General features: G+C 63.3%; 23 protein-coding genes. 11 read left to right on the top strand and 12 right to left on the bottom strand.

Annotation, left to right across the window (positions count from 1 at the left end):
* Nucleotides 1–38: 38 nt before the first annotated feature.
* Nucleotides 39–1,442, top strand: coding sequence for an aldehyde dehydrogenase family protein (locus tag TQ38_RS05325; RefSeq protein ID WP_043976787.1), 1,404 nt, complete (start codon nucleotides 39–41; stop codon nucleotides 1,440–1,442).
* 100 nt (nucleotides 1,443–1,542) lie between these two features.
* Here TQ38_RS05325 and TQ38_RS05320 read toward each other — a convergent pair whose 3' ends face one another.
* Entirely contained in the window at nucleotides 1,543–2,607 is a 1,065-nt protein-coding gene (locus TQ38_RS05320; RefSeq protein WP_043976916.1) for an aromatic ring-hydroxylating dioxygenase subunit alpha, read from the bottom strand.
* A gap of 471 nt (nucleotides 2,608–3,078) precedes the next feature.
* Here TQ38_RS05320 and TQ38_RS05315 point away from each other — a divergent pair, with 471 nt between their 5' ends.
* From TQ38_RS05315 to TQ38_RS05300, 4 genes are all read left to right on the top strand, one after another.
* On the top strand, nucleotides 3,079–4,230 hold the full coding sequence (locus TQ38_RS05315; RefSeq protein ID WP_043976785.1) for a cupin domain-containing protein: 1,152 nt from the start codon (nucleotides 3,079–3,081) through the stop codon (nucleotides 4,228–4,230).
* Nucleotides 4,231–4,363: 133 nt separating this feature from the next.
* The gene (locus TQ38_RS05310; RefSeq protein ID WP_043976783.1) at nucleotides 4,364–5,272 is read left to right on the top strand and encodes a LysR family transcriptional regulator; all 909 of its coding nucleotides are present in this window, start codon (nucleotides 4,364–4,366) and stop codon (nucleotides 5,270–5,272) included.
* Nucleotides 5,273–5,523: 251 nt separating this feature from the next.
* Nucleotides 5,524–5,934 carry a cupin domain-containing protein gene (locus tag TQ38_RS05305; RefSeq protein ID WP_043976782.1) on the top strand — a complete coding sequence of 137 codons (411 nt, stop codon included), beginning with the start codon at nucleotides 5,524–5,526 and terminating at the stop codon, nucleotides 5,932–5,934.
* A gap of 48 nt (nucleotides 5,935–5,982) precedes the next feature.
* On the top strand, nucleotides 5,983–6,720 hold the full coding sequence (locus tag TQ38_RS05300; RefSeq protein WP_240197967.1) for a glucose 1-dehydrogenase: 738 nt from the start codon (nucleotides 5,983–5,985) through the stop codon (nucleotides 6,718–6,720).
* A 106-nt stretch (nucleotides 6,721–6,826) separates the two neighbouring features.
* Here TQ38_RS05300 and TQ38_RS05295 read toward each other — a convergent pair whose 3' ends face one another.
* The 6 genes from TQ38_RS05295 to TQ38_RS05270 form a co-directional block, all read right to left on the bottom strand.
* Nucleotides 6,827–7,504 carry a nuclear transport factor 2 family protein gene (locus tag TQ38_RS05295; protein WP_205316076.1) on the bottom strand — a complete coding sequence of 226 codons (678 nt, stop codon included), beginning with the start codon at nucleotides 7,502–7,504 and terminating at the stop codon, nucleotides 6,827–6,829.
* Between the two features lie 59 nt (nucleotides 7,505–7,563).
* Entirely contained in the window at nucleotides 7,564–8,436 is an 873-nt protein-coding gene (locus TQ38_RS05290) for an SDR family NAD(P)-dependent oxidoreductase (RefSeq protein WP_043976908.1), read from the bottom strand.
* 72 nt (nucleotides 8,437–8,508) lie between these two features.
* Nucleotides 8,509–9,153: a TetR/AcrR family transcriptional regulator gene (locus TQ38_RS05285; protein ID WP_043976781.1), complete on the bottom strand. Its 645-nt coding sequence runs from the start codon at nucleotides 9,151–9,153 to the stop codon at nucleotides 8,509–8,511.
* Nucleotides 9,154–9,381: 228 nt separating this feature from the next.
* Nucleotides 9,382–10,671, bottom strand: a complete 1,290-nt coding sequence (locus TQ38_RS05280) for a hypothetical protein (RefSeq protein ID WP_043976780.1) — start codon at nucleotides 10,669–10,671, stop codon at nucleotides 9,382–9,384.
* A gap of 63 nt (nucleotides 10,672–10,734) precedes the next feature.
* Nucleotides 10,735–11,883, bottom strand: a complete 1,149-nt coding sequence (gene ribB / locus TQ38_RS05275; RefSeq protein ID WP_043976779.1) for a 3,4-dihydroxy-2-butanone-4-phosphate synthase — start codon at nucleotides 11,881–11,883, stop codon at nucleotides 10,735–10,737.
* A gap of 23 nt (nucleotides 11,884–11,906) precedes the next feature.
* A complete protein-coding gene (locus tag TQ38_RS05270) occupies nucleotides 11,907–13,325 on the bottom strand; it encodes a cytosine permease (RefSeq protein ID WP_043976778.1) in 1,419 nt (472 codons plus the stop codon).
* A gap of 121 nt (nucleotides 13,326–13,446) precedes the next feature.
* Between TQ38_RS05270 and TQ38_RS05265 the strand changes: the two genes are divergently transcribed.
* From TQ38_RS05265 to TQ38_RS05255, 3 genes are read left to right on the top strand one after another with little or no spacing between them, the layout of a single operon-like run.
* Nucleotides 13,447–14,499, top strand: a complete 1,053-nt coding sequence (locus TQ38_RS05265) for an LLM class flavin-dependent oxidoreductase (RefSeq protein ID WP_043976777.1) — start codon at nucleotides 13,447–13,449, stop codon at nucleotides 14,497–14,499.
* Between the two features lie 3 nt (nucleotides 14,500–14,502).
* Nucleotides 14,503–14,799 (top strand): DUF1330 domain-containing protein, encoded by a 297-nt coding sequence (locus TQ38_RS05260; protein ID WP_043976776.1) that lies wholly within the window; start codon nucleotides 14,503–14,505, stop codon nucleotides 14,797–14,799.
* On the top strand, nucleotides 14,796–15,206 hold the full coding sequence (locus TQ38_RS05255) for a carboxymuconolactone decarboxylase family protein (protein ID WP_043976775.1): 411 nt from the start codon (nucleotides 14,796–14,798) through the stop codon (nucleotides 15,204–15,206). The genes TQ38_RS05260 and TQ38_RS05255 overlap by 4 nt, the downstream gene beginning before the upstream one ends.
* A 95-nt stretch (nucleotides 15,207–15,301) precedes the next feature.
* Here the strand turns inward: TQ38_RS05255 and TQ38_RS05250 are convergent, their stop codons facing one another.
* The 5 genes from TQ38_RS05250 to TQ38_RS05230 all read right to left on the bottom strand — a co-directional run bounded on the left by TQ38_RS05250 (nucleotide 15,302) and on the right by TQ38_RS05230 (nucleotide 20,236).
* Nucleotides 15,302–16,741, bottom strand: coding sequence for an NAD-dependent succinate-semialdehyde dehydrogenase (locus tag TQ38_RS05250; protein ID WP_043976773.1), 1,440 nt, complete (start codon nucleotides 16,739–16,741; stop codon nucleotides 15,302–15,304).
* The gene (locus TQ38_RS05245) at nucleotides 16,738–17,238 is read right to left on the bottom strand and encodes a flavin reductase family protein (protein ID WP_240197966.1); all 501 of its coding nucleotides are present in this window, start codon (nucleotides 17,236–17,238) and stop codon (nucleotides 16,738–16,740) included. Before TQ38_RS05245 ends, TQ38_RS05250 begins: the two co-directional genes overlap by 4 nt.
* A gap of 93 nt (nucleotides 17,239–17,331) precedes the next feature.
* Nucleotides 17,332–18,822 (bottom strand): aldehyde dehydrogenase, encoded by a 1,491-nt coding sequence (locus TQ38_RS05240; protein ID WP_043976772.1) that lies wholly within the window; start codon nucleotides 18,820–18,822, stop codon nucleotides 17,332–17,334.
* Nucleotides 18,819–19,637: an alpha/beta fold hydrolase gene (locus TQ38_RS05235; RefSeq protein WP_240197965.1), complete on the bottom strand. Its 819-nt coding sequence runs from the start codon at nucleotides 19,635–19,637 to the stop codon at nucleotides 18,819–18,821. Before TQ38_RS05235 ends, TQ38_RS05240 begins: the two co-directional genes overlap by 4 nt.
* Nucleotides 19,638–19,639: 2 nt before the next feature.
* Nucleotides 19,640–20,236 carry an amino acid synthesis family protein gene (locus tag TQ38_RS05230; RefSeq protein ID WP_043976770.1) on the bottom strand — a complete coding sequence of 199 codons (597 nt, stop codon included), beginning with the start codon at nucleotides 20,234–20,236 and terminating at the stop codon, nucleotides 19,640–19,642.
* A gap of 111 nt (nucleotides 20,237–20,347) precedes the next feature.
* Between TQ38_RS05230 and TQ38_RS05225 the strand changes: the two genes are divergently transcribed.
* The 3 genes from TQ38_RS05225 to TQ38_RS05215 all read left to right on the top strand — a co-directional run bounded on the left by TQ38_RS05225 (nucleotide 20,348) and on the right by TQ38_RS05215 (nucleotide 22,688).
* Nucleotides 20,348–21,004, top strand: coding sequence for a GntR family transcriptional regulator (locus tag TQ38_RS05225; RefSeq protein ID WP_240197964.1), 657 nt, complete (start codon nucleotides 20,348–20,350; stop codon nucleotides 21,002–21,004).
* Between the two features lie 89 nt (nucleotides 21,005–21,093).
* A complete protein-coding gene (locus TQ38_RS31380; protein ID WP_304481808.1) occupies nucleotides 21,094–22,245 on the top strand; it encodes a histidine kinase dimerization/phosphoacceptor domain -containing protein in 1,152 nt (383 codons plus the stop codon).
* The gene (locus TQ38_RS05215; protein ID WP_043976768.1) at nucleotides 22,242–22,688 is read left to right on the top strand and encodes a response regulator; all 447 of its coding nucleotides are present in this window, start codon (nucleotides 22,242–22,244) and stop codon (nucleotides 22,686–22,688) included. Before TQ38_RS31380 ends, TQ38_RS05215 begins: the two co-directional genes overlap by 4 nt.
* The last annotated feature ends 17 nt before the right edge of the window (nucleotides 22,689–22,705 follow it).

Raw genomic sequence — 22,705 nt, 5'->3', positions numbered from 1 at the left:
CCCTAGAACCATGGCCCCCGGCAGGAAGGCATTTGACGATGAAATACAAGCTCCTGATAGACGGCGCGCTGGTGGACGGCGCATCGGCGATCGAGGTGGTCAATCCGGCCACCGGGCGGCCCTTCGCCGCGGCGCCCCGCGCTGATGAAGCGCAGGCGGAACTGGCCATCGCCGCTGCCCGGCGCGCCTTTCCGGCGTGGGCGGCGCGGGATTGCGCAGGGAGGCGCGGCTATCTGGAACAGCTTGCTACCGCCATCGAGGCGCGCGCCGAAGACTTCGCCCGGCTGCTGACGCAGGAACAGGGCAAGCCGCTGGAGCAGGCGCGGCAGGAAGTCATGGGCACTGTCGCCGCGCTGGGCTATTATGCAGAGCAGAAACTGGCCCCGCGCACCTTGCGCGAAACCGCCGAGGATCGCATCGTCGAACAGCGCTATCCGCTGGGCGTGGTCGCCGCGATAACGCCCTGGAACTACCCGCTGCTGCTGATGATGTTGAAGGTGGCCCCGGCGCTCATCACCGGCAACACCGTGATCGCCAAGCCAGCGCCGACCACCCCGCTCAGCACCCTGCTGCTGGGAGAGATCGCCGCCGCCATCCTGCCCGCCGGAGTGTTCCAGACCCTGGTAGACCGCAACGATCTGGGCGCCATGCTCAGCGCTCATCCCGGCGTGGCCCACGTCAGCTTCACCGGCTCCACACCCACTGGCAGGAAAGTGCTGGCAAGCGCGTCCGACACGCTCAAGCGCTTCACGCTGGAACTGGGCGGCAACGACGCCGCGATCATCCTCGACGACGCCGACGTAGCCAAGGTCGCGCCTGCCATTTTCGCGGGAGCAACCACCAATTCCGGCCAGATCTGCCTGGCCGTAAAGCGTGTCTACGCTCCGCGCGCGATGATGGACGCCCTGTGCGAGGAACTGGCGCGGCTGGCCGCAGAGGCCGTCGTCGGCGACGGGCTTAAGCAAGGCACGACGATCGGCCCGATCCAGAACCGCGCCCAGTTCGAAAAAGTGCTGACCCTGATCGAGGACGCCCGCGCGCGGGGCACCATAGTCGCGGGCGGCGAGCCCTCATCGCGGGATGGCTACTTCATCGCGCCCACCATCGTGCGCGACCTGCCCGACGACGCCCGCCTGGTGCGGGAAGAACAGTTCGCGCCGGTCCTCCCCGTCCTCGCCTATGACGACCTCGACGATGCGATTGCCCGCGCGAACGACAGCGACTTCGGCCTTGGCGGCACTGTCTGGACCTCGGACGTGGAGCGCGGGATCGCCGTCGCCGCACGGATCGAAAGCGGCACCGTCTGGGTCAACAAGCACCTTGACTTGCCGTTCGACGTCCCGTTCGGCGGCGCCAAACAGTCCGGCATCGGCCGCCAGCAGGGTATCGAAGGCATGGAGGACTTCACCCAGACGCGGATCGTCAACGCCGCCCTGGGGTAAGCGTCACTCCTTCAGCAGCCGTTCGCAAAAAACCGCCGAAGCTGCGGCCGGGCGAAACGGGGTGGATTTCCAATATCCAACGCCCTGCCCCGCCGCATGCTCAGGATATGAAAAAGCGGCTGAGGCCCATGGCCTTGAGGCCCCGGCGATAGGTCATCGAACTCATGTCCGCCGGGATGTGTGCTTCCATCATCGGGTCAAGCGGCAGGCACTCGGGCATCTGCACCTCGACGATCGCCTTGTCCTCCTCGAACACGCGCAAGTTGAAATCGTAGACATCCTGAACCGGCAGATCGGTATCGAAATTGCGTGCCATCGGTGCGAACAACCGCGTCACGCGGGCCGAAACCGGCGAAGCGGCATTCATGATGACCAGCCGGTCCTCGCCGGGGAAGTGGATCTCCAGCGTGGCGGTGAACGGCAGGTGGCAGCGGAAATGCCGCAGCCAGTCGAAGTCCGGCACGCCCTTGCCCTCGACCCCGATCGGATAATTGCCGACCGTGCTCCAGTATTCGGCGTCGAAACCATAGCCTGTGACTTTCGTCTTGTAGGCCGGGACTTCGGCATTGTTCACATCGCCGAACGTATCGGTGTGCACGAAGGCGAAATGCGCGACATCGAGAAAGCCCTCCATCTGGCGCCCAGCGAAACCATTGATATCGATCCAGGGGCAGACGATCTGCTGAAAAGCCGGCTCGTCCCAGTGCGGCATACTGGCGATGGCGCCCGGCGCCGGCTCGTCCGCGTCGGGCAGGAGGCAGGTCCAGATCAGGCCATAGCGCTCCACGCTGGGGAAGGTTTTCAGGTGCAAGCGCGCGGGAATGTCCTTGGCCGGGTGCGCGGGGACATGGGTGCAGCGCCCCCCGGCTCCAAAACGCAGGCCGTGATAGGCGCAGACCACGCCCCCTTCGGCCTGCGTCCCCAGGCTTAGCGGCACACCGCGATGCGGGCAGATGTCGGGCGCCACGACCACCTCGCCGTCCGCCTTGTAGATGACGAGACCTTGGTCGAGCAGCCTGGTGCCGATGGGCGCCTCGCCCACCTCGCGCGCCAGTGCCACGGGATACCAGTGACGGGCGAGGATCGCCCAGTCCTCGGGTTCGAAAGTGCAGCCTCGCGGCAGGATGATCTCGTCGTGAGGCTTCTCGAGTAGTGCAGTAGCCATGGTTATTCTCTCGCAGTCGATGGAACGACCGCTGACCGATTTGACCTGCTCCATCAAACGCAATGATTTGCATATCGCGTTGCAAAAATTAGAGCGCTACGAAAAAATCCCCGGAAACAAGCCAGTTGCGCAGGTCCCAAATGCAATCCTGATATTATATTTTACGAAACATATTTTGCAAAACCAGCCAATGCGGCCGGTAAACCTGGACGCTAGGAGCCCGCCGCCCCCTTCCTGCCTACCTCCTGAATTGCGCCCGCTTTTGCCCGGAACGCCGACATGCACGGCTCTCTTCCGGCGGCCGGCCCGAATTATTCTGGCAATTCGCCCCCCCATGATCCAACGGGATAGGCATCAATTTCCGCCGCGCCCCGCAATCAGGTAAGCAGTTTCGCGAGCCACTGGCCGCGGCGGTGACGTTACCTCCGCAAGCGCGCTCCATGCTCCCGAATTCCTTGAGGCAATGATCCTGTGCAAGTCAGTAAATTCCAGCCCGACCGTTTTTTGCGCGACTACTGGCAGAAGAAGCCGCTGCTGATCAAAAACCCCTGGGCCTCGTGGAACAATCCGCTGGAGCCCGACGAACTGGCGGGCCTGGCCTGCGAAGATGGCATCGAATCCCGCCTCATCACGCAGGCTGATGGCGCACTGGCCCTTGAGCACGGCCCGTTTGCCGAAACTCGCTTTGGCGAACTGGAAGGCGCCCCCTGGACCCTTCTCGTCCAGGCCGTCGACCATCATGTGCCGGAAGTCAGCGCATTGCTCGACTCGTTTCGCTTCATTCCGAACTGGCGGATCGACGATGTCATGGTGAGCTACGCAGTTGACCAGGGCGGCGTAGGCCCGCACTTCGATCAGTATGACGTGTTCCTGATCCAGGGCCTTGGTAAAAGGCGCTGGCAGGTTGGCGCACCGTGCGATGATCGGACCGAACTGCTGCCACACGACGATTTGCGCCTGCTCGCCAGCTTCGAGGCGACGCAGGAGTGGGTTCTCGAACCCGGCGATATTCTTTACGTACCGCCCGGCATCCCGCACAACGGCATTGCCATCGGCGACGATTGCATGACCTACTCCATAGGCTTTCGCGCGCCGTCGCGCGATGAACTGGTCGTCCAATGGACCGAGCATCTGCTGGACCAGTCGGAAAGCGACCTCCACTACGCCGACCCTGATCTGGCCTTGCAGGACAACCCCGGTGAGATCGCGCCTGAAGCGCTCGCCGGTCTGCACGCGATGATTACCGAGAAACTTCAGGACCGCCAGGCGTTCGCACGGTGGTTCGGCCAGTACAACTCGATGCCCAAGAACCTCGATATCGACTGGGCGCCGGAGGTGCCTATCGATGCCGCTGATCTTTGCGCACTGGTTTCGGCTCCGGTTTGCCTGACCCGCAACCCCGCCAGCCGATTTTCCTTCGTCCGCGAGAGCGCCGGGTCCGTGATGTTGTTCGTCGATGGCCACTCGTACCCTTGCGCGGACGAGTGCGCCCTGTTCGCCGAACGCCTGTGCGCAATTGATGAGATCACGGTCGGTCCCGACGACGTGAAATCGCAGTCCACGGTGGCCGTCATCGTGGCGCTGCTCAACCTCGGCAGCATCGAGATCGCTGAAGAGGACTGACATCCAAAGCTTTCCGATGAAATGGCGCTGCTTAATCTGGCCGTGATTGCGCGATGATGTATAAAGCTCATCATCGTTCGCCACACGTCAGCCACCGCAGATGCCATTTTGGGTCCGGAACAGAAGAACCGCGATGCAATTCAGCCGGGCGGACCTCGCCGATTTTGCCTACTTCCTCGCCATCGCGAAGCACCGCAGTTTTCGCCGTGCGGGACAGGAAGTAGGCGTCACCGCATCGGCCTTGAGCCACGCTCTCAAGGGGCTGGAAACCCGTCTCAACGTCCGCCTGCTCAACCGCACCAACCGTAGCGTGACGCTGACGGTCGCCGGAGAAGAACTGCTTGCGGTCATCCAGGGCCCATTCGAAGCGATCGACCGGGCATCGGACGTGCTAGAGCGTCATCGCGGGCTGCCTTCTGGACATATTCGGCTGAACGTGGCCGAGGACGCCGCGATGCTGCTGCTTGGGCCAGTGATGCCCATATTTGTTGACCGTTATCCCGAAGTGCAGATCGACATCGCGGTCAACAACCGCCTCGTCGATATCATCGAGGAAGGGTTCGACGCCGGGATACGCTACGGCGGCACGGTGCCCGAGGACATGATTGCGCAGCGTTTGTCTGCTGACATCCGCTGGGTCGTGGCCGGTGCCCCCGAATACTTCGCGCGCTTTGGGAAACCGCAGCATCCCCGCGATCTCGAGGCTCACCGCTGCATACAGATCAAGCTGGGCGACAATCGCATCTACAAGTGGGAGTTCGATCGCGACGGCGCGGAGATCGAGTTTGCGGTGCCCGGCGCGGTGACGATCAACAGCACCCAAACCGCGCGCACCCTTGCCCTGAACGGCACGGGGCTCATGTATGCGCCCGAGCCGTGCGTGAGCCGTCAGGTCGAGGACGGCACCCTCACGATCGCGATGGAAGACTGGGCATCGATGGGTCCGGGCTTCCACCTCTATTATTCGAGCAGGCGGCAACTCCCTGCGGGCCTGCGCCTGCTTGTTGACCTAGTGAGAGAAATCAGACCTCTGGGCCTCTAAAAAAGGCAAAGCGGCAAAGGCGCTCGCTGCCAAGCCAGCGGCGGGCAAGACCTCGCTGCAGATGAAGTTCACTCGGGCGTGACGAAGGTTCCCGCCCCTCATGATGAGAATTTCACATCATCGCGTGGAGCTGGCGGGCGCTAATCAGGAATCCGCTCTGCGCCTATCTTGTTGGTTCAACGGCCGGTCCGACTGGCCGCAAGCAGCGGATGCCCCGATCCCGGGACATCGCGCCAGCAGGAGCAACACGCATGGAATTAAAGCGCGCAGGATCGCAGCCCTCCCAGGAAGGCCCAGAAGCGTTCTTCACCGGCACGGTACGCATCGATCCCCTCAATGTCGCCGCGGAACCGGCGCGCCATAGCTGCGCGGCGGTCACCTTCGAGCCCGGGGCACGAAGTGCCTGGCACACCCACCCGCTTGGCCAGACCCTGATCGTCACCTCCGGCTGCGGTTGGACGCAATGCGAGGGCGAAGCGATCGTGGAGATTCGCGCCGGCGACGTCATCTGGTGTCCGCCCGGCCACAAGCACTGGCACGGCGCCACTCCCACGACAGCGATGACGCATATCGCGATCCAGGAAGCGCTCGACGGCAAGAACGTCGTCTGGTTGGAGAAAGTTACCGACGAGGACTACCTTGCCGGCCCCCCGCAGGCTTGAACGGGAGGATCGACGATAACCAATCCGACATATGACTTTACCGGCCAGGTGGCGTTCGTCACCGGCGCTGGAATGGGCATGGGGCTCGCCGCAGCGCGCGCTTTCGCCGCCAGCGGGGCCGCAGTCATGCTTACCGACATCGATGGGGACCTTGCGATCGCCGAAGCACAGCGCATCGTCGCCGAGGGCGGCAAGGCGATCGGAATGGCCTGCGATGTGTCGAACGAAACGCAGGTCGCCGCCGCCGTCGATCGCACAGTGGCAGAGTTCGGCAGGCTGGACATGGCGTTCAACAACGCCGGCATTCAGGTGCCGCCCTCGGACGCGGCCGACGAGCCGATCGAGCTGTTCGAGCGCGTCACCGCTATCAACCAGCGCGGCGTCTGGGCCTCGATGAAGCACGAACTGCGCATCATGCGCGAGCAGGGCTCTGGCGCCATCGTCAACAACTCCTCGCTGGGCGGACTGGTGGGCCTGCCGGGGCGCGCCGCCTATCACGGCACCAAGCACGCAGTCCTAGGCATGACCAAGAGTGCCGGCGTCGAATATGCGCCGCGCGGTGTGCGCATCAACGCGGTCTGTCCCGGCACCATCGACACGCCGATGGTGCGCAGCATGCTCGAAGGCCAGGCCGATGCCATGGCCGAGATCATGCGCGACCAGTCGATCGGCAGACTTGGCCATGCCGACGAGGTGGCCGCAGCGGTCCTGTGGCTGTGCAGCCCGGGCGCAAGCTTCATCGTCGGCGTCGGGCTTCCCGTGGACGGTGGTTTCACGGCGCATTGAGCGCCTCGCCATTATTCCGAGCGGTCCGCATGCAACGCATCCCCCCTTATCGCAGGGATATTTCTCATGACCTAAGCCCCAACCCAGGCCCAGGCTAAGCCGATGGTCAGAGCCGCTGGACGTCCTTATCAAGCGAGAGCGGGCGCTGGTAGGAGACATCGCTCCGGTCACGCTGTCCCTTGATGTAGCCCGCCGCCGAAATGTACGGCGACTTCAGCAGCGACGCATCACCCTGGATCAGGAAGTCGAGCGTACAACGGCGCAGTGCGATGCGCCACACGCCGTCCCGCTTTTCCAGCCTGTCGACGTAGCGGCCGTTGATGAACCGGACGGTTTCTCCATCGGGGTTCAGAAGCCCGACTAGCACATAGCTCTCGGCATGTGCGGTCTCACCTTCGATTTCGCAGGTGTGGGTCGTGATGTTGTGCAGGTTGAGCAGCGCACCCTGCGCGTGGATCTTGTTGGCCCACTCGCCATACTCGGGGCCGTTATTGATGGCGGCAGCGCCGTGTTCGTCGACACCGTCTTCGTGGTAGGACGCGGTCATCAGCGCAACATCGAACCGGTCGTGCCCTCGTGCATGGCCATGCACGCAGTCCTCGATCGCGAGGCGGTCCTTCAGGTAGGCTACGTCGCGCGCCAGCGCTTCCAGATCTACAGTCATGGTTTTGCCTCTCAGTTTAATGGATTTGCTGCATTTGCATTGATCCTTCGCGAACGCCTGCGCGCCATCATGACTGCTAAACCCCGCGATGCGTGTGTCGACCATCGCTTCGCCGGGCATTCACGACTTCGTACTGTACGCATGCTCAATACATGTAGTTCAAGCATGATCGTATCAACCTAGCGCACGACCGCGTGATGGAATGCCAATGGCTTGAGGCCGGGATGAAGCTCCTGCGCGGTAGCTGGTATGCGTCCTCCTGCGTCAGTGATGCCGTAATCTCGGGCGATCTGCGCGCCCACCAGGGTCGAGCCGCTCAAGGCTTGCAGTTCAGGATCGTTGGAGAGTGCCCAGATCACTTCGCCTGTGAATTCCGGAGTTTCACAGCGGCCGTCGAGATGACCATACTTTTCTCGGTCCGACGCGATGATCGCCTTCAGCCTGTCGGTAAGAAGGGCCCCCATCCAGATGGAGACAACCGCGACACTCTTGCCCGCGTGTCGCAAGTCGCTCGCCATGTCGAAGGCCATCTTGTCCATGCTGGCCTTGTGGGCGCCGTAAGCCGGCCCCATCGAATAATGCGCGGCGCCCGACGCCGAAGTGAAGACGATCAGTCCGGTGTTCTGGCGAACCATCATTTGCACCGCGTGCCAACTCGCGACGTAACCGCTGCGTACACCGACATCGATCAGCCCCGCAAGCTTCAGGGGCTTCTCCCAGAAGCCGCCAGGATCGGTAAGCTCATCGTGGATGGCGGCTGCGTTGTTGACGAGAATGTCCAACCGGCCATGCTCTTTCTCGACCTGAGCGAAAACCGCCTCGACCTCGACGTCGACAGCGTGGTCGCATCGCACAGGCACGCCGCGCCCCCCCGCTGCCGTCACCGCTTCCGCCGTTTCATAGATCGTGCCGGGAAGAGCATGGTCGCCCGCCTGCCGAGACCGGCCCGTGACGTAAACGGTGCATCCGTGGCGGCCCAGCGCGATCGCGATGCCTTTTCCAGCGCCGCGGCTGGCACCGGTCACTATCGCTACTTTTCCCGCTTCGCCCATCGCCTGCTCCATACACGCCGACATCCATCCGGCTTTATATTGAACACATGCATAGTATGGGCGCGACTGGCGTCAAGTAGCGCTGCCGGTATCGAGCCTGACCGGGATGAAGTAGTTTTCGAGGAGCGCGGCCACCGCCGCCTTTGCCTCGGCATGGCCAAGATGGATGCCAACACCAGCTTCCATCACCAACGACCGCGATATGGCGGCCAGCATGACCGACAACGCCATCGGTCCGAATGGGGGGCGGGGCTGGAGGCAGCGCTCGCGCAGATATCGTTCGAGCGTTGCCACCTGTATCGCACGTATCTGTTCCGCGTACCGGGCGATCTCCTCGCGAATGAACTTGTGGTGATTGGCCATGGCCATGAATTCAAGCCCTAAAGCGGTTCGATCGCTTTCGGCGTTTACCTGCCAGATCGCGGTAAGAGGATCGTCCTGCGCCAGCGCGGACGCGTGCCGCTGAAGGCTTTGCTCTGCTCCCCGGCGGTACAGGGCCGTCAGCAGAGCTTGCGTGGTCTTGAAGTGATAATGAACGAGAGGCGGCTTCAACCCGGCACGCGCAGCGACCCGCCGGGCGGTGACTGCCGCATAGCCCTCTTCGACGATAAGATTTTCAGCTGCGTCGAGAATGGCTGCCTGGGTCACCGCGCTGTCTGTACGCGGCCTGCGCACCGTGCGCGTTATCGGAGCAGAAGGGCTGGCATCATCGGGCATCCGACGTCCTATAAACGCCGCATTGTTCGGTGTCCCGGAATGTTTGCCTGTCGAGTTAGAAGCGCGCACGTCCCTCCCCCCACCGGCAGGACATCACGGCCTTCGCGCTAACGACAAACGAAAGCACCGGCGCGGCTGTTTCAAGACCATGAGCAGTTGGCCCAAGCAATTTATCTCAAGCCCGCACCATAGATTGCAGGGCCCAAACGTCGAAACTGTTGCCCAGCGCTAAAAATAGTATCCGAAGATCATCATGAAAGCTGCCTTCCATTTGTCATCTCCGCCCTGTGCCGCGCCGGATGCATATTGCCCGGCTCCAACATAAGGGTCATTGCGGCCAAGCAATAGTTCGGAATAGACTTTTACCCGCCCTTTGTCCTTGGACGTCCACACCGCGCCAAGGTCGAAACGCTCGCTGTCCCTGAACCCGGCGGCGTCCTTCATGAAGCGGCCATAGTTGGCATAGACGAACACGTCGAACGGCAGATTGCCGGTATCGACCGTGCGGCCCACCTCCCCGAAGGCGTAAGTGCCTTTGGCGGCGATGTTGTAGCTGGCGTCGAACCCGCTGACCGTAATCATGTCGTTACGCCCAGGATTGCGCGGATCGATATCCTGCCGCGACACCAGCGCCTTCGCGCTCCACGGTCCATGCGAGCCGGTCAGGCTGAAGGCAAAGACGTGCTTGCTGCCGGTCCGCCGCGTGTCGAAATTGTAGATGCTTGAAACCCAGCCCGACGCGGTAGCCTTGAGCTTGGTCGTGCCGTGGTTGACGAGCGCGTACTGAACGTTGCCGATGACCATGTTGCGCTCGTCGTTCTGCGAGCCGTCGGCAAGGTAACTGTCGGCCTTGGCGATGTTGGTCGAATAGCGCGCACCATCCCGGCTGATGCCCATCACTGCGGGGCCGCTGCCGGGAAAAAAGCCCAGTTCCACACGCAAGTCCGAGGTCTGCCGCTTGTACTTGATGCCGAGGTTGTACACTTCCTCCATGCCGTAGACGAAGCCAAGGTCATCCAGGATCGAGCCGCCCCAGTAGCGGTCGTCGAAGGGCACGGGCTGGATTCCTACCGTCACGCTGTCCGCCGCGCTCAGTTTGGCGCCGGCATAGGCGTACATCAGGAACTGCACTTCGCCCGGATAGCCTTCGTAGCCGCCGCTTTTGCCGTAGATGAAGCTGGCGCCATAGAAGCGGTACTGCGCCGCGCCGAAGAACCTGTCGGAATCGTAGTCCGCGGTCAGCGCCACGGTATCGAACGAGAGGTGGCTGGACGTGCGGCGCTGGCCGGCGCCGCCCACGTCGTTGAAGCGCACGTCCGCACGGCCGCGCACGGTGACGCCAAGGTCGAGCTTGCCCTTGGCGGCGGGAACCGGATCGGCGGGCGGCTGAACCGGCGCCGTAACGGCGGCAGTACAGGGCTGCCCCTCAGGGCAGGCCGGAATTTCTGCGGCACCCTTAGCGGACGCAGGGGCAGGCGCAGCGACGAGCAGCGCTGCGGGAACGAAGATGGGGAGCATGGGACTCCTTCGCGGCAAGTCGCCGCTTGAAATTTCAGGGTTATGGAAGCGGGTGCCCGGGCGTCAGCCCGCCGGCTTGACCGCGCGTTCGCCTTCGATCGAGAGGCCGTAGCCCGCCAGCGCCACCGGCGTACGGTGCGTGTTGGTGAGCAGGGTCATCTTCTCGATACCAAGGTCGCTCAGGATCATGGCGCCCACGCCGTAGTCGCGCAGTTCGTCCATGTCGGCAGGCGACAGCGTTCCTGCTTGCGCCTTCAGCGCCATGGTGAAGCGGTCGTTGCGGGCACGGTTGATGGCGATGACGACGCCTGAGCCTTCCTGCGCGATCGTTTCCATCGCGCGCTGGAGTACGCCCGCGCCGGCATTCTCCCCGGCGAAGATGTCTGCCAGCGTCGAGATGACATGCATCCGCACCAGCGTTGGCCTGTCGGGGTCGATCGGGCCTTTTACCAGCGCGATCTGCTCGGTATCCGTGGCACGGTTGCGATAGGTGATCGCCTTCCATTCACCGCCCCAGCGACTGACGAACCTGACTTCCGCCGTCTTCTCGACAAGATTATCATGGCGGCGGCGATAGGCGATGAGGTCGCGGATGGTGCCGACCTTGAGGCCGTGAAGCTGGGAAAACGCCACGAGGTCATCCAGGCGAGACATCGTGCCGTCGTCGTTCATGATCTCGCAGATCACGCCCGAGGGATTGAGGCCCGCCAGTCTCGCCACGTCGACCGCCGCCTCGGTATGCCCGGCGCGTACCAGTACGCCGCCCTCGCGGGCAATGAGCGGGAATACGTGGCCGGGGGTCACGATTTCGTCGCTGCCCTTTGATCCGTCGATGGCGACGGCGATCGTACGGGCGCGGTCGGCGGCGGAGATGCCGGTCGTCACGCCCACGCGCGCTTCGATCGAGGTGGTGAAGGCAGTGCCGTACCTGGTGGTATCCTTGGGATCCTTGTGCGGGGCCATCAGACCCAGCCCAAGGTCGCGCACGCGGCCCTCGGTCATTGCGAGGCAGATCAGGCCCTTGCCGTAACGGGCCATGAAGTTGATCTTTTCAGGCGTGGCCATCTGCGCAGGGATGACGAGGTCGCCCTCGTTCTCACGGTCTTCATCGTCGACAAGGATGAACATGCGGCCGTTGCGCGCCTCGTCGATGATCTCCTCGGCGGTAGCGAGGAAGGCGTGGCGCGCGTTGGCGAGAGTGGATGTGGTCATGTCGCTTTCCCGTTCCTTCGTTCTTATTCGGCGGGGGCGAGGCTGGCGGCGTCAGGCTCTGCCCGGCGCGCGGCGCCCATTGCGAGGTACACGCCCGCAGTCACCACCGGCGCGATGAGCCAGCCGATGTCGAGCCCGTTCAGCGCCTTGGCGAGCGGACCGGTGTAGATGCTGCTGGCCAGGAACGGGAGCTGGACAAGGATGCCCGCGAGGTAGGCGACGGTCGCCTTCACGTCGATCCGGCCATAGATGCCGCCATCGGCGCGGAAGAACGAATCGATATCGTAGCGGCCTTTACGGATGAAATAGAAGTCGACGATGTTGATCGTCGCCCAGGGCGCCAGCACCACCATCAGGCCGATGACGAAACCGATGAAGCGCGGTACGAAGTCGTCGGCGGACAGCGTCGCGACCGTCAGGCATCCCGCCAGCACCACCGTGGACAGCACCACGCGCGCCTTGCGGCCGGGTTCCCACGAAGCCAGGAACGTCTGCGCCATCGTGATGAGCGAAAGCACTGCACCGTAGATGTTGAGGGCGTTGTGGCTGATGATGTTGAACACGAACAGCGCCATCAGCACCGGCGCCAGCATGCCGGTCGCCCCGCTGACGATTGCCATCGGGTCGGCATTGGCGGGAGCCCCGGCGACAGCGACGGCGCCCAAGGTGAAGGATGCGCCTGCGCCCAGAGCGGCGCCTGCGAAACTGGCGAGGAACGGCGCCTTGATCCCGACGCTGGGCGGCAGGTAGCGCGAATAGTCCGAGGTGTAGCAGGCGTAGGAAATGTGCCAGACCGCCGCGAGCGAGAACATCGCCAGCCAGCCGATCATCGAGCCCTGCCCCTGCGTCCACAGTCCGCTCGGCATGGCAGCGACCAGGTTGGCGAAGGCGAAGACAAGGCCCGCACCCATGAACCACATGCCCACCCGGTTGAGCAGATGGATGACGTTATAGCCCAGAATGCCGATCCCCGCCGCCGCCAGCGCGCACAGCACCGCGCCCACCGGCAGGCCGACCGCCGGTTGCAGCGCGTGTACCGACTTGGCGGCCAGCACGATGTTGGAGATGAAGAACCCGACATAGAGCAGCGTGGCGAAAGTGACGACCAGCAGCGCGCCGTAGCGGCCGAACTGGCCGCGGCTCTGGATCATCTGCGCCAGCCCCATCTGCGGCCCCTGCGCCGAACACGCGCCAAGCACCAGCGCGCCGACGAGGTGCCCCAAGATAATCGCGGAGATTCCCCAGGTCAGCGGCAGGCCGTAGACCTGCACCGCCATCGCCCCGGTCACCACCGGCAGCGGCGCGATATTGGTGGTGAACCACAGGGTGAACAGGTCGCGCACTTTACCGTGACGGGCAGCCAGCGGCACGAAGCCGACGCTGTTTTCCTCGATCACGCCCGCGCCTGCACTCGCGCTTGGGGCTTCTCCCGCTCTTGCCATATCTCGGATATCCTCTCACATCCAGCTTTCTGGTATACCATCGGACGGTATTCTTGTATTATACGAGTCGCAAGAGAAATTTTTGACCTCGCAAGAGCGGGGCGAGGGAAAAGGATAGACGATGAAGTTCTCGATCTTTCTTCATATGGAACGCTACGACGCCTCGGTTTCGTACCACGACCTCTTCGAACAGTTGCTTGAGTTGTGCGACATGGCCGAGGCCGGCGGCATGGACAAAGTCTGGATCGGCGAGCACCACGCGATGGAATACACCATCTCGCCCAACCCCATTCCCCTGCTCTCCGCCGTGGCTGGCCGCACCAGCCGCATTCGCCTTGGCGCCGGCACCTTCATCGCGCCGTTCTGGCATCCGATCCGCATGGCGGGCGAATCCGCGCTGCTGGACGTGATCAGCAACGGCCGCGCCGAGGTGGGCCTTGCTCGCGGGGCCTACCAGTTCGAATTCGACCGCATGCTCAACGGCGAATCCGCGACCGACGGCGGCAAGTACCTGCGTGAAATGGTGCCCCTGCTCCAGCCCCTGTGGGAAGGCGATGTCGAGCACGACGGCGAGATCTGGAAGTTCCCGTCCTCCACCAGCGTTCCCAAGCCGGTGCAGGCCCGCATGCCGCTATGGATCGCTGCGCGCGACCCCGATTCGCACAAGTTTGCGGTCGCCAATGGCTGCAACGTCATGGTCACGCCGCTCGCCAAAGGGGATGCCGAAGTCGCCGATCTGATAACCAAGTTCGAGGACGCGATCGCCGCCGCACCGCATATCACCGAGCGTCCCAAGATCATGGTGCTCCAGCACGCCCACGTCCACACGGGCGACGACGACTGGCGGGCCGCTGCCGAGGGTATCTCGGTCTTCTTCCGCTCGTTCGGTTCCTGGTTCCTAAACAAGACCCCGCCGGTCAATGGCTTCCAGACCGCAGTGCCGCCGATCAACGCGGAGAGGTTCCCGGAATACGTGCCGGAAACGCTGCGCCGCAACGTGATGATCGGCAAGCCCGCCGAGATGATCGAGCGCCTGAAAAGCTACGAGGCGCTGGGCGTCGACGAGTACAGCATCTGGGTCGATAACAGCCTGTCGTTCGAGGAAAAGCGCGATTCCCTGCGCCTGTTCATCGACGAAGTGCTACCTGCGTTCTCGGAAAACGGCGGCGACTGAACGATGCCCAAAGCGTACTGGATCGCACGGGTCAACGTGACCGACCCGGAGGCCTACGCCGGCTACATGGCGATCGGCCCGGCCGCCCTCGTCGCGGGCGGCGGCACGCTGCTTTCGCGCGGCGGCCGGTCGGCCGCGCTCGAAGGGCCGCAGCCTTTCGAGCGCACCGTCGTGATCGAATTCGCGAGCATGGAGGCCGCGCTGGCCTGCCACGATTCCCCCGAATATCGCGCCGCCCGTGACAAACGGCGCGGCGCCGCCGAAGTGGAGATCGTGATTGTCGAAGGACTAGACTTATGACTGACATTCCCGGCGGCCCCCGCCCACGCGGCGACAAGTTCGAGGCAGGCCTTGCCACGCGCCGCGAAGTGCTGGGCGATGCCTATGTCGACAAGGCACTGGATGGCGCTGACGATTTCAACTGGGCCATGCAGGAACTCACCACCAAGTTCTGCTGGGACGAGATCTGGAATCGGCCGGGCCTGGACCGCCGCAGTCGCTCGATCCTCAATCTGGGCATGATCGCCGCGCTGAACCGTGGGCATGAATTCAAGGCCCACATCCGCGGCGCGTTGAACAACGGCCTGACCCGCGAGGAAATCCGCGAAGTGCTGCTCCAGATCGCGGTCTACGTGGGCATCCCGGCAGGCGTCGACAGCTTTCGCATGGCCCGCGAGGTTTTCGCCGAGATCGACGCACAGGACTGACCCAAGGGCTTACTGCCAGATGGAAACAGAAGCGCCGGCATCCGCGAGGTGCCGGCGCTTCCTTTTTGCGACCCGCAGGGACCGTGATGTGGGGGTTAAAGCCCGCCCATCATCACGTATTTCAGTTCCAGATAGTCTTCGATGCCATGATGCGATCCCTCACGCCCCATGCCTGAAGCCTTGATGCCGCCAAACGGTGCGACCTCGGTGGAGATCGCCGCCTCGTTCAACCCAACCATGCCGTATTCCAGTGCCCCGGCCACGCGCATGGCGCGGCCGATGTCGCGGGTATAGGCGTAGGCGGCAAGGCCGAACTCGGTGTCGTTGGCAAGGCGGATCGCCTCTTCTTCCGTTTCGAAGCGGATCACCGCAGCAAGCGGCCCGAAGGTTTCCTCGCTGGCTACAAGCGCATCGCGCGGAACGTCGGCGATCAGCGTGGGCTGATAGAACAGGCCTTCCTTGCGCTCACCGCCCGCAATCAGCCTGCCGCCGCGCGCGATGGCGTCCGCCACGTGCTGCTCGACCTTCTCCACCGCGCGCGCATTGATGAGCGGGCCTATAGTGACGCCGTCGTTGGTGCCATTGCCGACGACAAGGCCTTCTACCCGCTGGCGCAAGCGTTCCACGAACAGGTCGTGGACGGCGGTTTGCACAAGGAAGCGGTTGACGCATACGCAGGTCTGACCGGCATTGCGGTACTTGCCCAGCATCGCACCTTCGACGGCGGCGTCCACATCGGCATCGTCGAACACGATGAACGGCGCATTGCCGCCCAGTTCCAGCGACAGGCGCTTGAGCGTGGGTGCAGCCTGCTCGTACAGCGTCCTGCCGACGCCCGTGGAGCCGGTGAACGACAGCTTGCGCACTACCACGCTATCCATGAAGGCGCCGCCGATAGCGAGAGCATCGCCGGTGACAACGCTGAACACGCCCGCAGGAAGCCCGGCCTCTTCCGCCAGCGCAGCAAGCGCCAACGCCGTAAGCGGGGTTTCCGGCGCGGGTTTCACCACGATCGCGCAGCCCGCCGCAAGGGCCGGCGCAACCTTGCGCGTCACCATCGCAGCAGGGAAGTTCCAAGGGGTGATCGCGGCGACGACGCCGACCGGTTCCTTCCACACCAGAATGCGCTGATCGGCGCGCGGGGCGTTGATGACCTCGCCGTCGATGCGGCGGGCTTCCTCGGCGAACCAGCGCACGAAGCTGGCGGCGTAGACGATCTCGCCGCGCGCTTCGGCCAGCGGTTTGCCCTGTTCGGCGGTGAGGATCGCGGCCAATGCGTCCTTATGCTCCAACATCAGTGCATACCAGCGCAGCAGGATGTCCGCGCGTTCACCGGCAGGGCGGGCGCGCCATTCGGCTTGGGCCGCCTCGGCAGCGTCGATCGCCGCCTGTGCCTCTGCCGCGCCCAGATGCGCAACCTGGGCGATCACTTCGCCGGTGGCAGGGTTGGTGACAGGTAGCGTCTGTTCGCCCTTGGTCCAGACGCCGCCAACATAAGCCAGATCACGATAAGGATACAGCGACTGGATCGTCATGCCTCCACCCCTGCCACGGCGTGGTTGGTCATCTTGCCGCGATGGTATAGCAGCACGCCGCCCTCTGCGCGGTCGATGCGCTGCACCTGTCCGACCAGGATCGCGTGGTCGCCGCCTTCGTATTCCCGCCACAACGTGCATTCCAGAACGCAGGTCGCGCCCTTAAGCAGCGGATTGCCAAGGTCGCTCATGCCCCAGTCCAGCGCTGAAACCTTGTCCGCGCCCTTGGAGGCGAAGGCCATGGCCAGATCCTGCTGATCCGCGCCCAGGATGTGAATGGCGAAACGCTGGTTGCGCACGAGGTGCGGATAGGTCGCCGACGAAAGCGCCGGGCACACCAACACCAGCGGCGGGTCCATCGACAGCGAGGAAAAGGCACTGGCAGTAAAGCCTACCAGCGCGCCTTTTTCATCCAGAGTGGTGACGACGGTAACGCCAGAGGGGAAGTCTGCCATCGCACTACGGAAGTCGGTCGGGTCGATCATGGTCTGTGTCATCTGAATGCCTTTCAGCTGGGATGCGGCATTGCCCATCGTCATCCCCAGGCAGGCGGGGATGACGAACGGGAGTTCAGTCAGCCTTGCTGCAAATCACCGCATCACGAAGGGGTCGCCCATCGGCTGTTCCGACAGGTTGATCCACACGGTCTTGAGTTCGGTATAATCGAGCACGGAGTGGATGCCGCCCTCGCGGCCATAGCCGCTGGCGCCATAACCACCGATCGGAGCCATGGCCGATACCGCGCGATAGGTGTTCACCCAGACGATCCCGGCGTGAACATCGCGCACGAAACGGTGCGCACGGCCGATGTCGCGGGTCCACACGCCGGAGGCCAGCGCATATTGCGTGCCGTTGGCAAGGGCCAGCGCCTCGGCGTCGGTCCTGAAGCGCATGAGCGCGGCGACCGGGCCGAAGACTTCGTTCTGCACCACGTCCATCTGATCGGATTCGCAGGCAAGCAGGGTCGGCTCGTAGTACCAGCCCCCGCTTCCGGCATGACGGCCTGCATGGCGCTTGCCACCGGCGAGCACTTCGGCGCCTTCCTCACGCGCACGATCGACCATGGTTTCCACCACGCCCAGCTGATGCTCGGTCGCCATCGGCCCCATGTCGGATTCAGGATCGAGCGGATCGCCGATGCGGATGCGGGCCATGCGTTCGGTCAGCGCGGCCACGAAGCGGTCGTAGATGCCGTCCTGCACCAGCAGGCGCGATCCCGCCACGCAGCTCTGGCCCGATGCAGCGTAGATGCCCGCTACCGCGCCGTTGACCGCGCTTTCAAGGTCGGCGTCGTCGAACACGATGTTCGCCGACTTGCCGCCCAGCTCCAGAGAGAGCTTGGCGAAGTTTTCCGCGCTGGCACGGATGACGTGGCGCGCGGTGGCGGGGCCGCCGGTGAAGGCGATGCGGCGCACCAGCGGGTGTCTGGTAAGGGCCGCGCCCGCACTTGGCCCAAGGCCGGTAACGACATTGACCACGCCCGCCGGAAAACCCGCTTCCTCGACCAGAGCGGCAAAGCGCAGGATGCTGGCAGAGGCATGTTCCGAAGGTTTGATGACCAGCGTGTTGCCTGCGGCCAGGGCTGGTGCCAGCTTGATCGCGGTCAGATAGAGCGGGCTGTTCCAAGGGATGATCGCGGCCACGACGCCCAGCGGCTCGTGGATCGTGAAGGCCATCATGTCGGCCTTGTCGATCGGCAGGGTGCTGCCTTCCAGCTTGTCCGCCAGGCCGCCGCAGTAATGGAAGAATTCCGGCAGGTATGCCAGCTGGCCGCGCGTTTCGCGGATCAGCTTGCCGTTGTCCTGCGTTTCCAGTTCGGCCAGTTCGCCCGCGTTTTCGGCGACCAGATCGCCCAGGCCGCGCAGCAGCTTGCCGCGCGCGGTGGCGGTAAGCCCACGCCAGGCCGCGCTGCGGAACGCGGCGTCGGCGGCGCGCACGGCGCGGTCGGCGTCGGCCTCGTCGGCGTCGGGCAGGACCGACCAGACTTCGCCGGTGGCGGGATAGCGCGATTCATACGTGCGTCCGGAAGCGGCGTCGATCCACGCGCCGTCCACCAGCATCTGGAATTTCCGTATCGTCATGAAGCCTCTCCGGCAGCAATCGGCGCATGGGCTATCGTATCGAGATAGCCCAGCAGCAGAGCATTGGTTTCTTCCGGCATTTCCACCGGCATCATATGGCGAGCGTCGGCAATCATTTCAGCCTTGGCCCCCGGAATGCGGGCAGCCAGAGCGTGCGTCATGGCAGGCGTGGAGCCGATATCGAACTCTCCTGTGGCAACCAGGGTCGGCACCGCAATTTCGCCAAGCCGCTGGGCGCCGAAATTGTCCTGACTGGCGAACAGGCCGTAGGATGTCAGGTAGCCGTGATGATCGTTGCCCGCCATGTGAGCGCGCAAGTCGGCGATGTAGCCGGGCTGGGCGGCGCGGAATTCCGGGCTGAACCAGCGTTCGATCGCAGCGTCCGAATTGGCGGCGGGCCCAGCCAAGCGCACTTCATCCACCCGGCCAAGGATCGTGGCGCGAACGGCGTCGGACCGGTCGAACACGCCGTTCATCAGGATCAGGCCCGAAAGGCGATCCGGGTAACGCAGGGCAAAGGCCCGCGCCACCAGCGCCCCCATCGAAAAGCCAACGAGGATCGCTTTGCCGATGCCCAGATGGGCCATCAGCCCGGCCACCTGATCGGCATAATCGTCAAGACCGGCATCGGCGGCGGGAGCGGGGCTATCGCCATGGCCAAGCATGTCCAGCGTAACGACGCGATAACGGTCCTGCAGCGCGACCTTCTGCGCGTTCCACATCGCCTGCGAAAGCCCGACGCCGTGGATCAGGATCACGGGCGGCTTGTCACCGCCCGTATCCTCAAACGCGGTCAGGAAAGCGTCCGCGCTCACGATCAGCCCTGCGCTGCCTTTTCGGCCGCGATGGATTCGAGGTCAAGGTAGCGGTTACCAATGCGCGGGTGCACGCGGCCACCGTCTGCAGCGCCCAGCACGATCACGATCTCGTCGTCCAGCGGCGCGTCGGAGATGGCGAATTCCTGCGTGATATAGTGCGAACGCTGGCCTTCATCATCCTTGTGCATCATCGGCACCTGGATCGAGGTGTTCTGCCCGCCGCGCTTGTTAGTGAAGCTGAGGTAGGACTTCGCGTTCACCGCTTCGCGGTAGTGGTTGCCGAAGCGCAGCGTGTGGATCAGCGCCGAGGCATGCTCGATCTCACCGCCGCCGCCGACGACGGCAGCCTTGCCGTAGGCTTCGATCTTGTCCGCACCGCCGATGGCACCGGTCAGCTTTTCAACCATGAGCGCGCCCAGGTCCGATGCAAAAGCGCGAATTTCCGGTTGCAGGTCTTCCACAAAACCACGGCCCGCCCAAGGGTTCTTCACCACGGCCGCCACGCAGACAGACGTCACAGGGCGATCAGCAGCCTTGCCACCTTCAATGCGGACTTCCTCGATATACGTGACGAGCTTGCGAATCTGCAGGGACATGACCTGGTCTCCTTGGAATGTTGTATGGTGGTATACCAGAAGACTGGACACATGCAATGCTTGTTGTCATGAAGATTTCCAGACGCATTTTTGCGCGAAGTGGAGGATACTTTGGAAAAGATCGAAGCGCGGCCGCAGACCTTGAGGCAGATCGCGCTGGATCGAGTGCGCGATGCGATCATGGAGGGCCAGATCGCGCCCGGCGAACGGCTGGTGGAGCGCACTTTGGGCGATCGGCTCGGCGTCAGCCGGTCGGTCATCCGCGAAGTCATCCGCAATCTGGAATCGGAAGGGCTGGTGGAAAACTCCGCCGCCGGTCCGCGCCTCAGCACCATCAGCTCTGCGCAGGCGCGCCAGATCTATGAAATCCGCGTGCAGCTTGAGTCCTCCGCAGTGGCGGCCTGCGCCAAAGTGGCTACGGCGACGACGGTTGCAGACCTGCGCGAGGCGCTGGCCGCCATCGGCGCCGCGCACGCAGCCGGGAGTCCGGTTGACGCGCTGCGCGCCTCCACCCGGTTCTACGAGATCATCTTCATTACCGGAGAACACGATATCGCATGGGAAATCGTGCAGCGCCTGAATAGCCGGATCAGCCAGATGCGCGCCATGACGCTTTCGGTCGTCGGGCGCCAGGCGGCAGGGCTGAAGCGGCTGTCCCGCATCGTCGATGCCATCGCCAACAAGAATGCGGACGCCGCCGCCGAAGCCTGCCGCGAACATGTGCTGGAGGCTGGGTCAATCGCGATCGAGATGCTGAAAAACAGGTAATCTATTGCCCATAGCGGCAAAGGGGGTGAACTGTGCCTATCCGGGAATTAGCGTAATCAGCCGAGGGAACCAACGCGGACACAGGCGGTTTGAAAAAGCTGCGTGATGCCATCCGGCCATCGCTGGAGGCAGAGTTGAAACAGAGTGACGACTGGCACCTGACGGAAGTCCTTGATTACGAGCATGGACGCGGTGACCCCTTTGCAGCTGCGGTGCGGGCAACGCGCATGCCGATGGCCATCACCGACCCCGCGCAGCCCGATAATCCCATCGTGTTTTGCAACGTCGCATTTCAGGACCTGACCGGATATTCCCGCGAAGAAATCATCGGCCGCAATTGCCGGTTTCTGCAAGGCCCGGATACAAACCCGGCGGCAGTGGCAAAAGTGCGGGCCGCGATCGAAAATGGCCATGCCGTTGACGCTGACCTGCTCAACTATCGTAAAGACGGATCTACCTTCTGGAACGCCCTCTACATTTCACCGGTTCGCGATCAAGACGGAAAGGTCCGGTTCTTTTTCGCATCGCAACTTGATGTTTCGGACCGGGTCCACGCACAAAAGATCATCAGTGAACAAAAAGGGCTGGTCGAGCAGGAGGTCAAGCGTCGCACCGCCGACTTGCAGGCTGCCCTCGATGCTAAGACCCTCCTGCTTCACGAGGTTGATCACCGGGTTAAAAACAACCTTACGATGATCGGTTCGCTGCTGCGCCTGCAAGCGCGCACGATCGAAGACCCGCAAATTGCCGCAACACTGGATTCCATGCTGGAACGGGTCGACGCGCTCGCAGTCGTCCACCGCCAGCTCTACCAGTCCACCGACCTTTCGCGTTTCGATCTTGGAACATTTGCACACAATCTCGCAACCGACGTCGTTGGAGCCAGCGGCCGGAGCAACATCGCTTTGCATATCACCGCGCAGCCTTTGTTTGTAGATGCGCCCCATGCCTCAGCCCTTGGCCTTATCCTCAATGAAATTCTGACCAACGCGATAAAACACGCCTTTGCGGATGGACGAGCGGGGCACCTTTTCGTTCATGTCGAGGAAAATGCCGATCGCGGGCTCATTCGCATCTGCGATGATGGCCCCGGCATTCCCTCAACCCGTCGTTCCAGAAGCATAGGCACTTCGTTGATAACCCGGCTTGCACGTCAGGCCCGGGCAGAAGCGACCTGGAGCGACAATGCTCCCGGCACTTGCGTAACGATCACCTTTCCCCGCAGCGAGACGCAAGCATGAACGACGCGATGAACGTCCTGATAGTCGAAGACGAAATTCTCCTGGCCATGGATATCGAGGCCATAGTCGAAGACAGCGGTCACCGCGTGCTGGCCGAAGCCGCCAGCCTGAAGGATGTCGAGGACTTGCCCGACGATATCGATCCGCAACTTGCCTTCGTCGATATCCATCTCGCCAACGGTTCGAACGGCCTGGATGTCGCGCTGGTGATCCAAAGGCGCTGGCCTGATGCGCTGATCGTTTTTGTGACCGCCAACGTGTCCAAGATTCCAGAGGACTTTTCCGGCGCGCATGGTGTCATCGCCAAGCCATTTTCGCATGCCGGCATCAAGCATGCGCTCAGATATCTGGCAGACGGGGTGTTCTATCCGCCGCCCAGCCTTCCCCTTCCCGCCAGCCTCGTCCCATCTCCGCATCTGGAGCGGCGCTGGGCTAACGCATGAAGCCGCGCAGGTAGCGA

Source organism: Novosphingobium sp. P6W, assembly GCF_000876675.2.
Lineage (GTDB): Bacteria > Pseudomonadota > Alphaproteobacteria > Sphingomonadales > Sphingomonadaceae > Novosphingobium.
Note: the sequence above shows the minus strand (reverse complement) of the source record. Positions and strands in the feature narration are given on the sequence as shown.

What these genes read in the sequence shown, in the direction of transcription:
- TQ38_RS05310 (WP_043976783.1), top strand. Translation starts at nt 4,364, where the DNA reads ATGCAATTCAGCCGGGCGGACCTCGCCGATTTTGCCTACTTCCTCGCC.
- TQ38_RS05250 (WP_043976773.1), bottom strand. Translation starts at nt 16,741, where the DNA reads ATGACGATCCAGTCGCTGTATCCTTATCGTGATCTGGCTTATGTTGGC.
- TQ38_RS05290 (WP_043976908.1), bottom strand. Translation starts at nt 8,436, where the DNA reads ATGGGCGAAGCGGGAAAAGTAGCGATAGTGACCGGTGCCAGCCGCGGC.
- TQ38_RS05260 (WP_043976776.1), top strand. Translation starts at nt 14,503, where the DNA reads ATGCCCAAAGCGTACTGGATCGCACGGGTCAACGTGACCGACCCGGAG.
- TQ38_RS05265 (WP_043976777.1), top strand. Translation starts at nt 13,447, where the DNA reads ATGAAGTTCTCGATCTTTCTTCATATGGAACGCTACGACGCCTCGGTT.
- TQ38_RS05215 (WP_043976768.1), top strand. Translation starts at nt 22,242, where the DNA reads ATGAACGACGCGATGAACGTCCTGATAGTCGAAGACGAAATTCTCCTG.
- TQ38_RS05305 (WP_043976782.1), top strand. Translation starts at nt 5,524, where the DNA reads ATGGAATTAAAGCGCGCAGGATCGCAGCCCTCCCAGGAAGGCCCAGAA.
- TQ38_RS05255 (WP_043976775.1), top strand. Translation starts at nt 14,796, where the DNA reads ATGACTGACATTCCCGGCGGCCCCCGCCCACGCGGCGACAAGTTCGAG.
- TQ38_RS05320 (WP_043976916.1), bottom strand. Translation starts at nt 2,607, where the DNA reads ATGGCTACTGCACTACTCGAGAAGCCTCACGACGAGATCATCCTGCCG.
- TQ38_RS05285 (WP_043976781.1), bottom strand. Translation starts at nt 9,153, where the DNA reads ATGCCCGATGATGCCAGCCCTTCTGCTCCGATAACGCGCACGGTGCGC.
- TQ38_RS05295 (WP_205316076.1), bottom strand. Translation starts at nt 7,504, where the DNA reads ATGCCCGGCGAAGCGATGGTCGACACACGCATCGCGGGGTTTAGCAGT.
- TQ38_RS05270 (WP_043976778.1), bottom strand. Translation starts at nt 13,325, where the DNA reads ATGGCAAGAGCGGGAGAAGCCCCAAGCGCGAGTGCAGGCGCGGGCGTG.
- TQ38_RS05230 (WP_043976770.1), bottom strand. Translation starts at nt 20,236, where the DNA reads ATGTCCCTGCAGATTCGCAAGCTCGTCACGTATATCGAGGAAGTCCGC.
- TQ38_RS05280 (WP_043976780.1), bottom strand. Translation starts at nt 10,671, where the DNA reads ATGCTCCCCATCTTCGTTCCCGCAGCGCTGCTCGTCGCTGCGCCTGCC.
- TQ38_RS05240 (WP_043976772.1), bottom strand. Translation starts at nt 18,822, where the DNA reads ATGACGATACGGAAATTCCAGATGCTGGTGGACGGCGCGTGGATCGAC.
- TQ38_RS05245 (WP_240197966.1), bottom strand. Translation starts at nt 17,238, where the DNA reads ATGACACAGACCATGATCGACCCGACCGACTTCCGTAGTGCGATGGCA.
- TQ38_RS05325 (WP_043976787.1), top strand. Translation starts at nt 39, where the DNA reads ATGAAATACAAGCTCCTGATAGACGGCGCGCTGGTGGACGGCGCATCG.
- ribB (WP_043976779.1), bottom strand. Translation starts at nt 11,883, where the DNA reads ATGACCACATCCACTCTCGCCAACGCGCGCCACGCCTTCCTCGCTACC.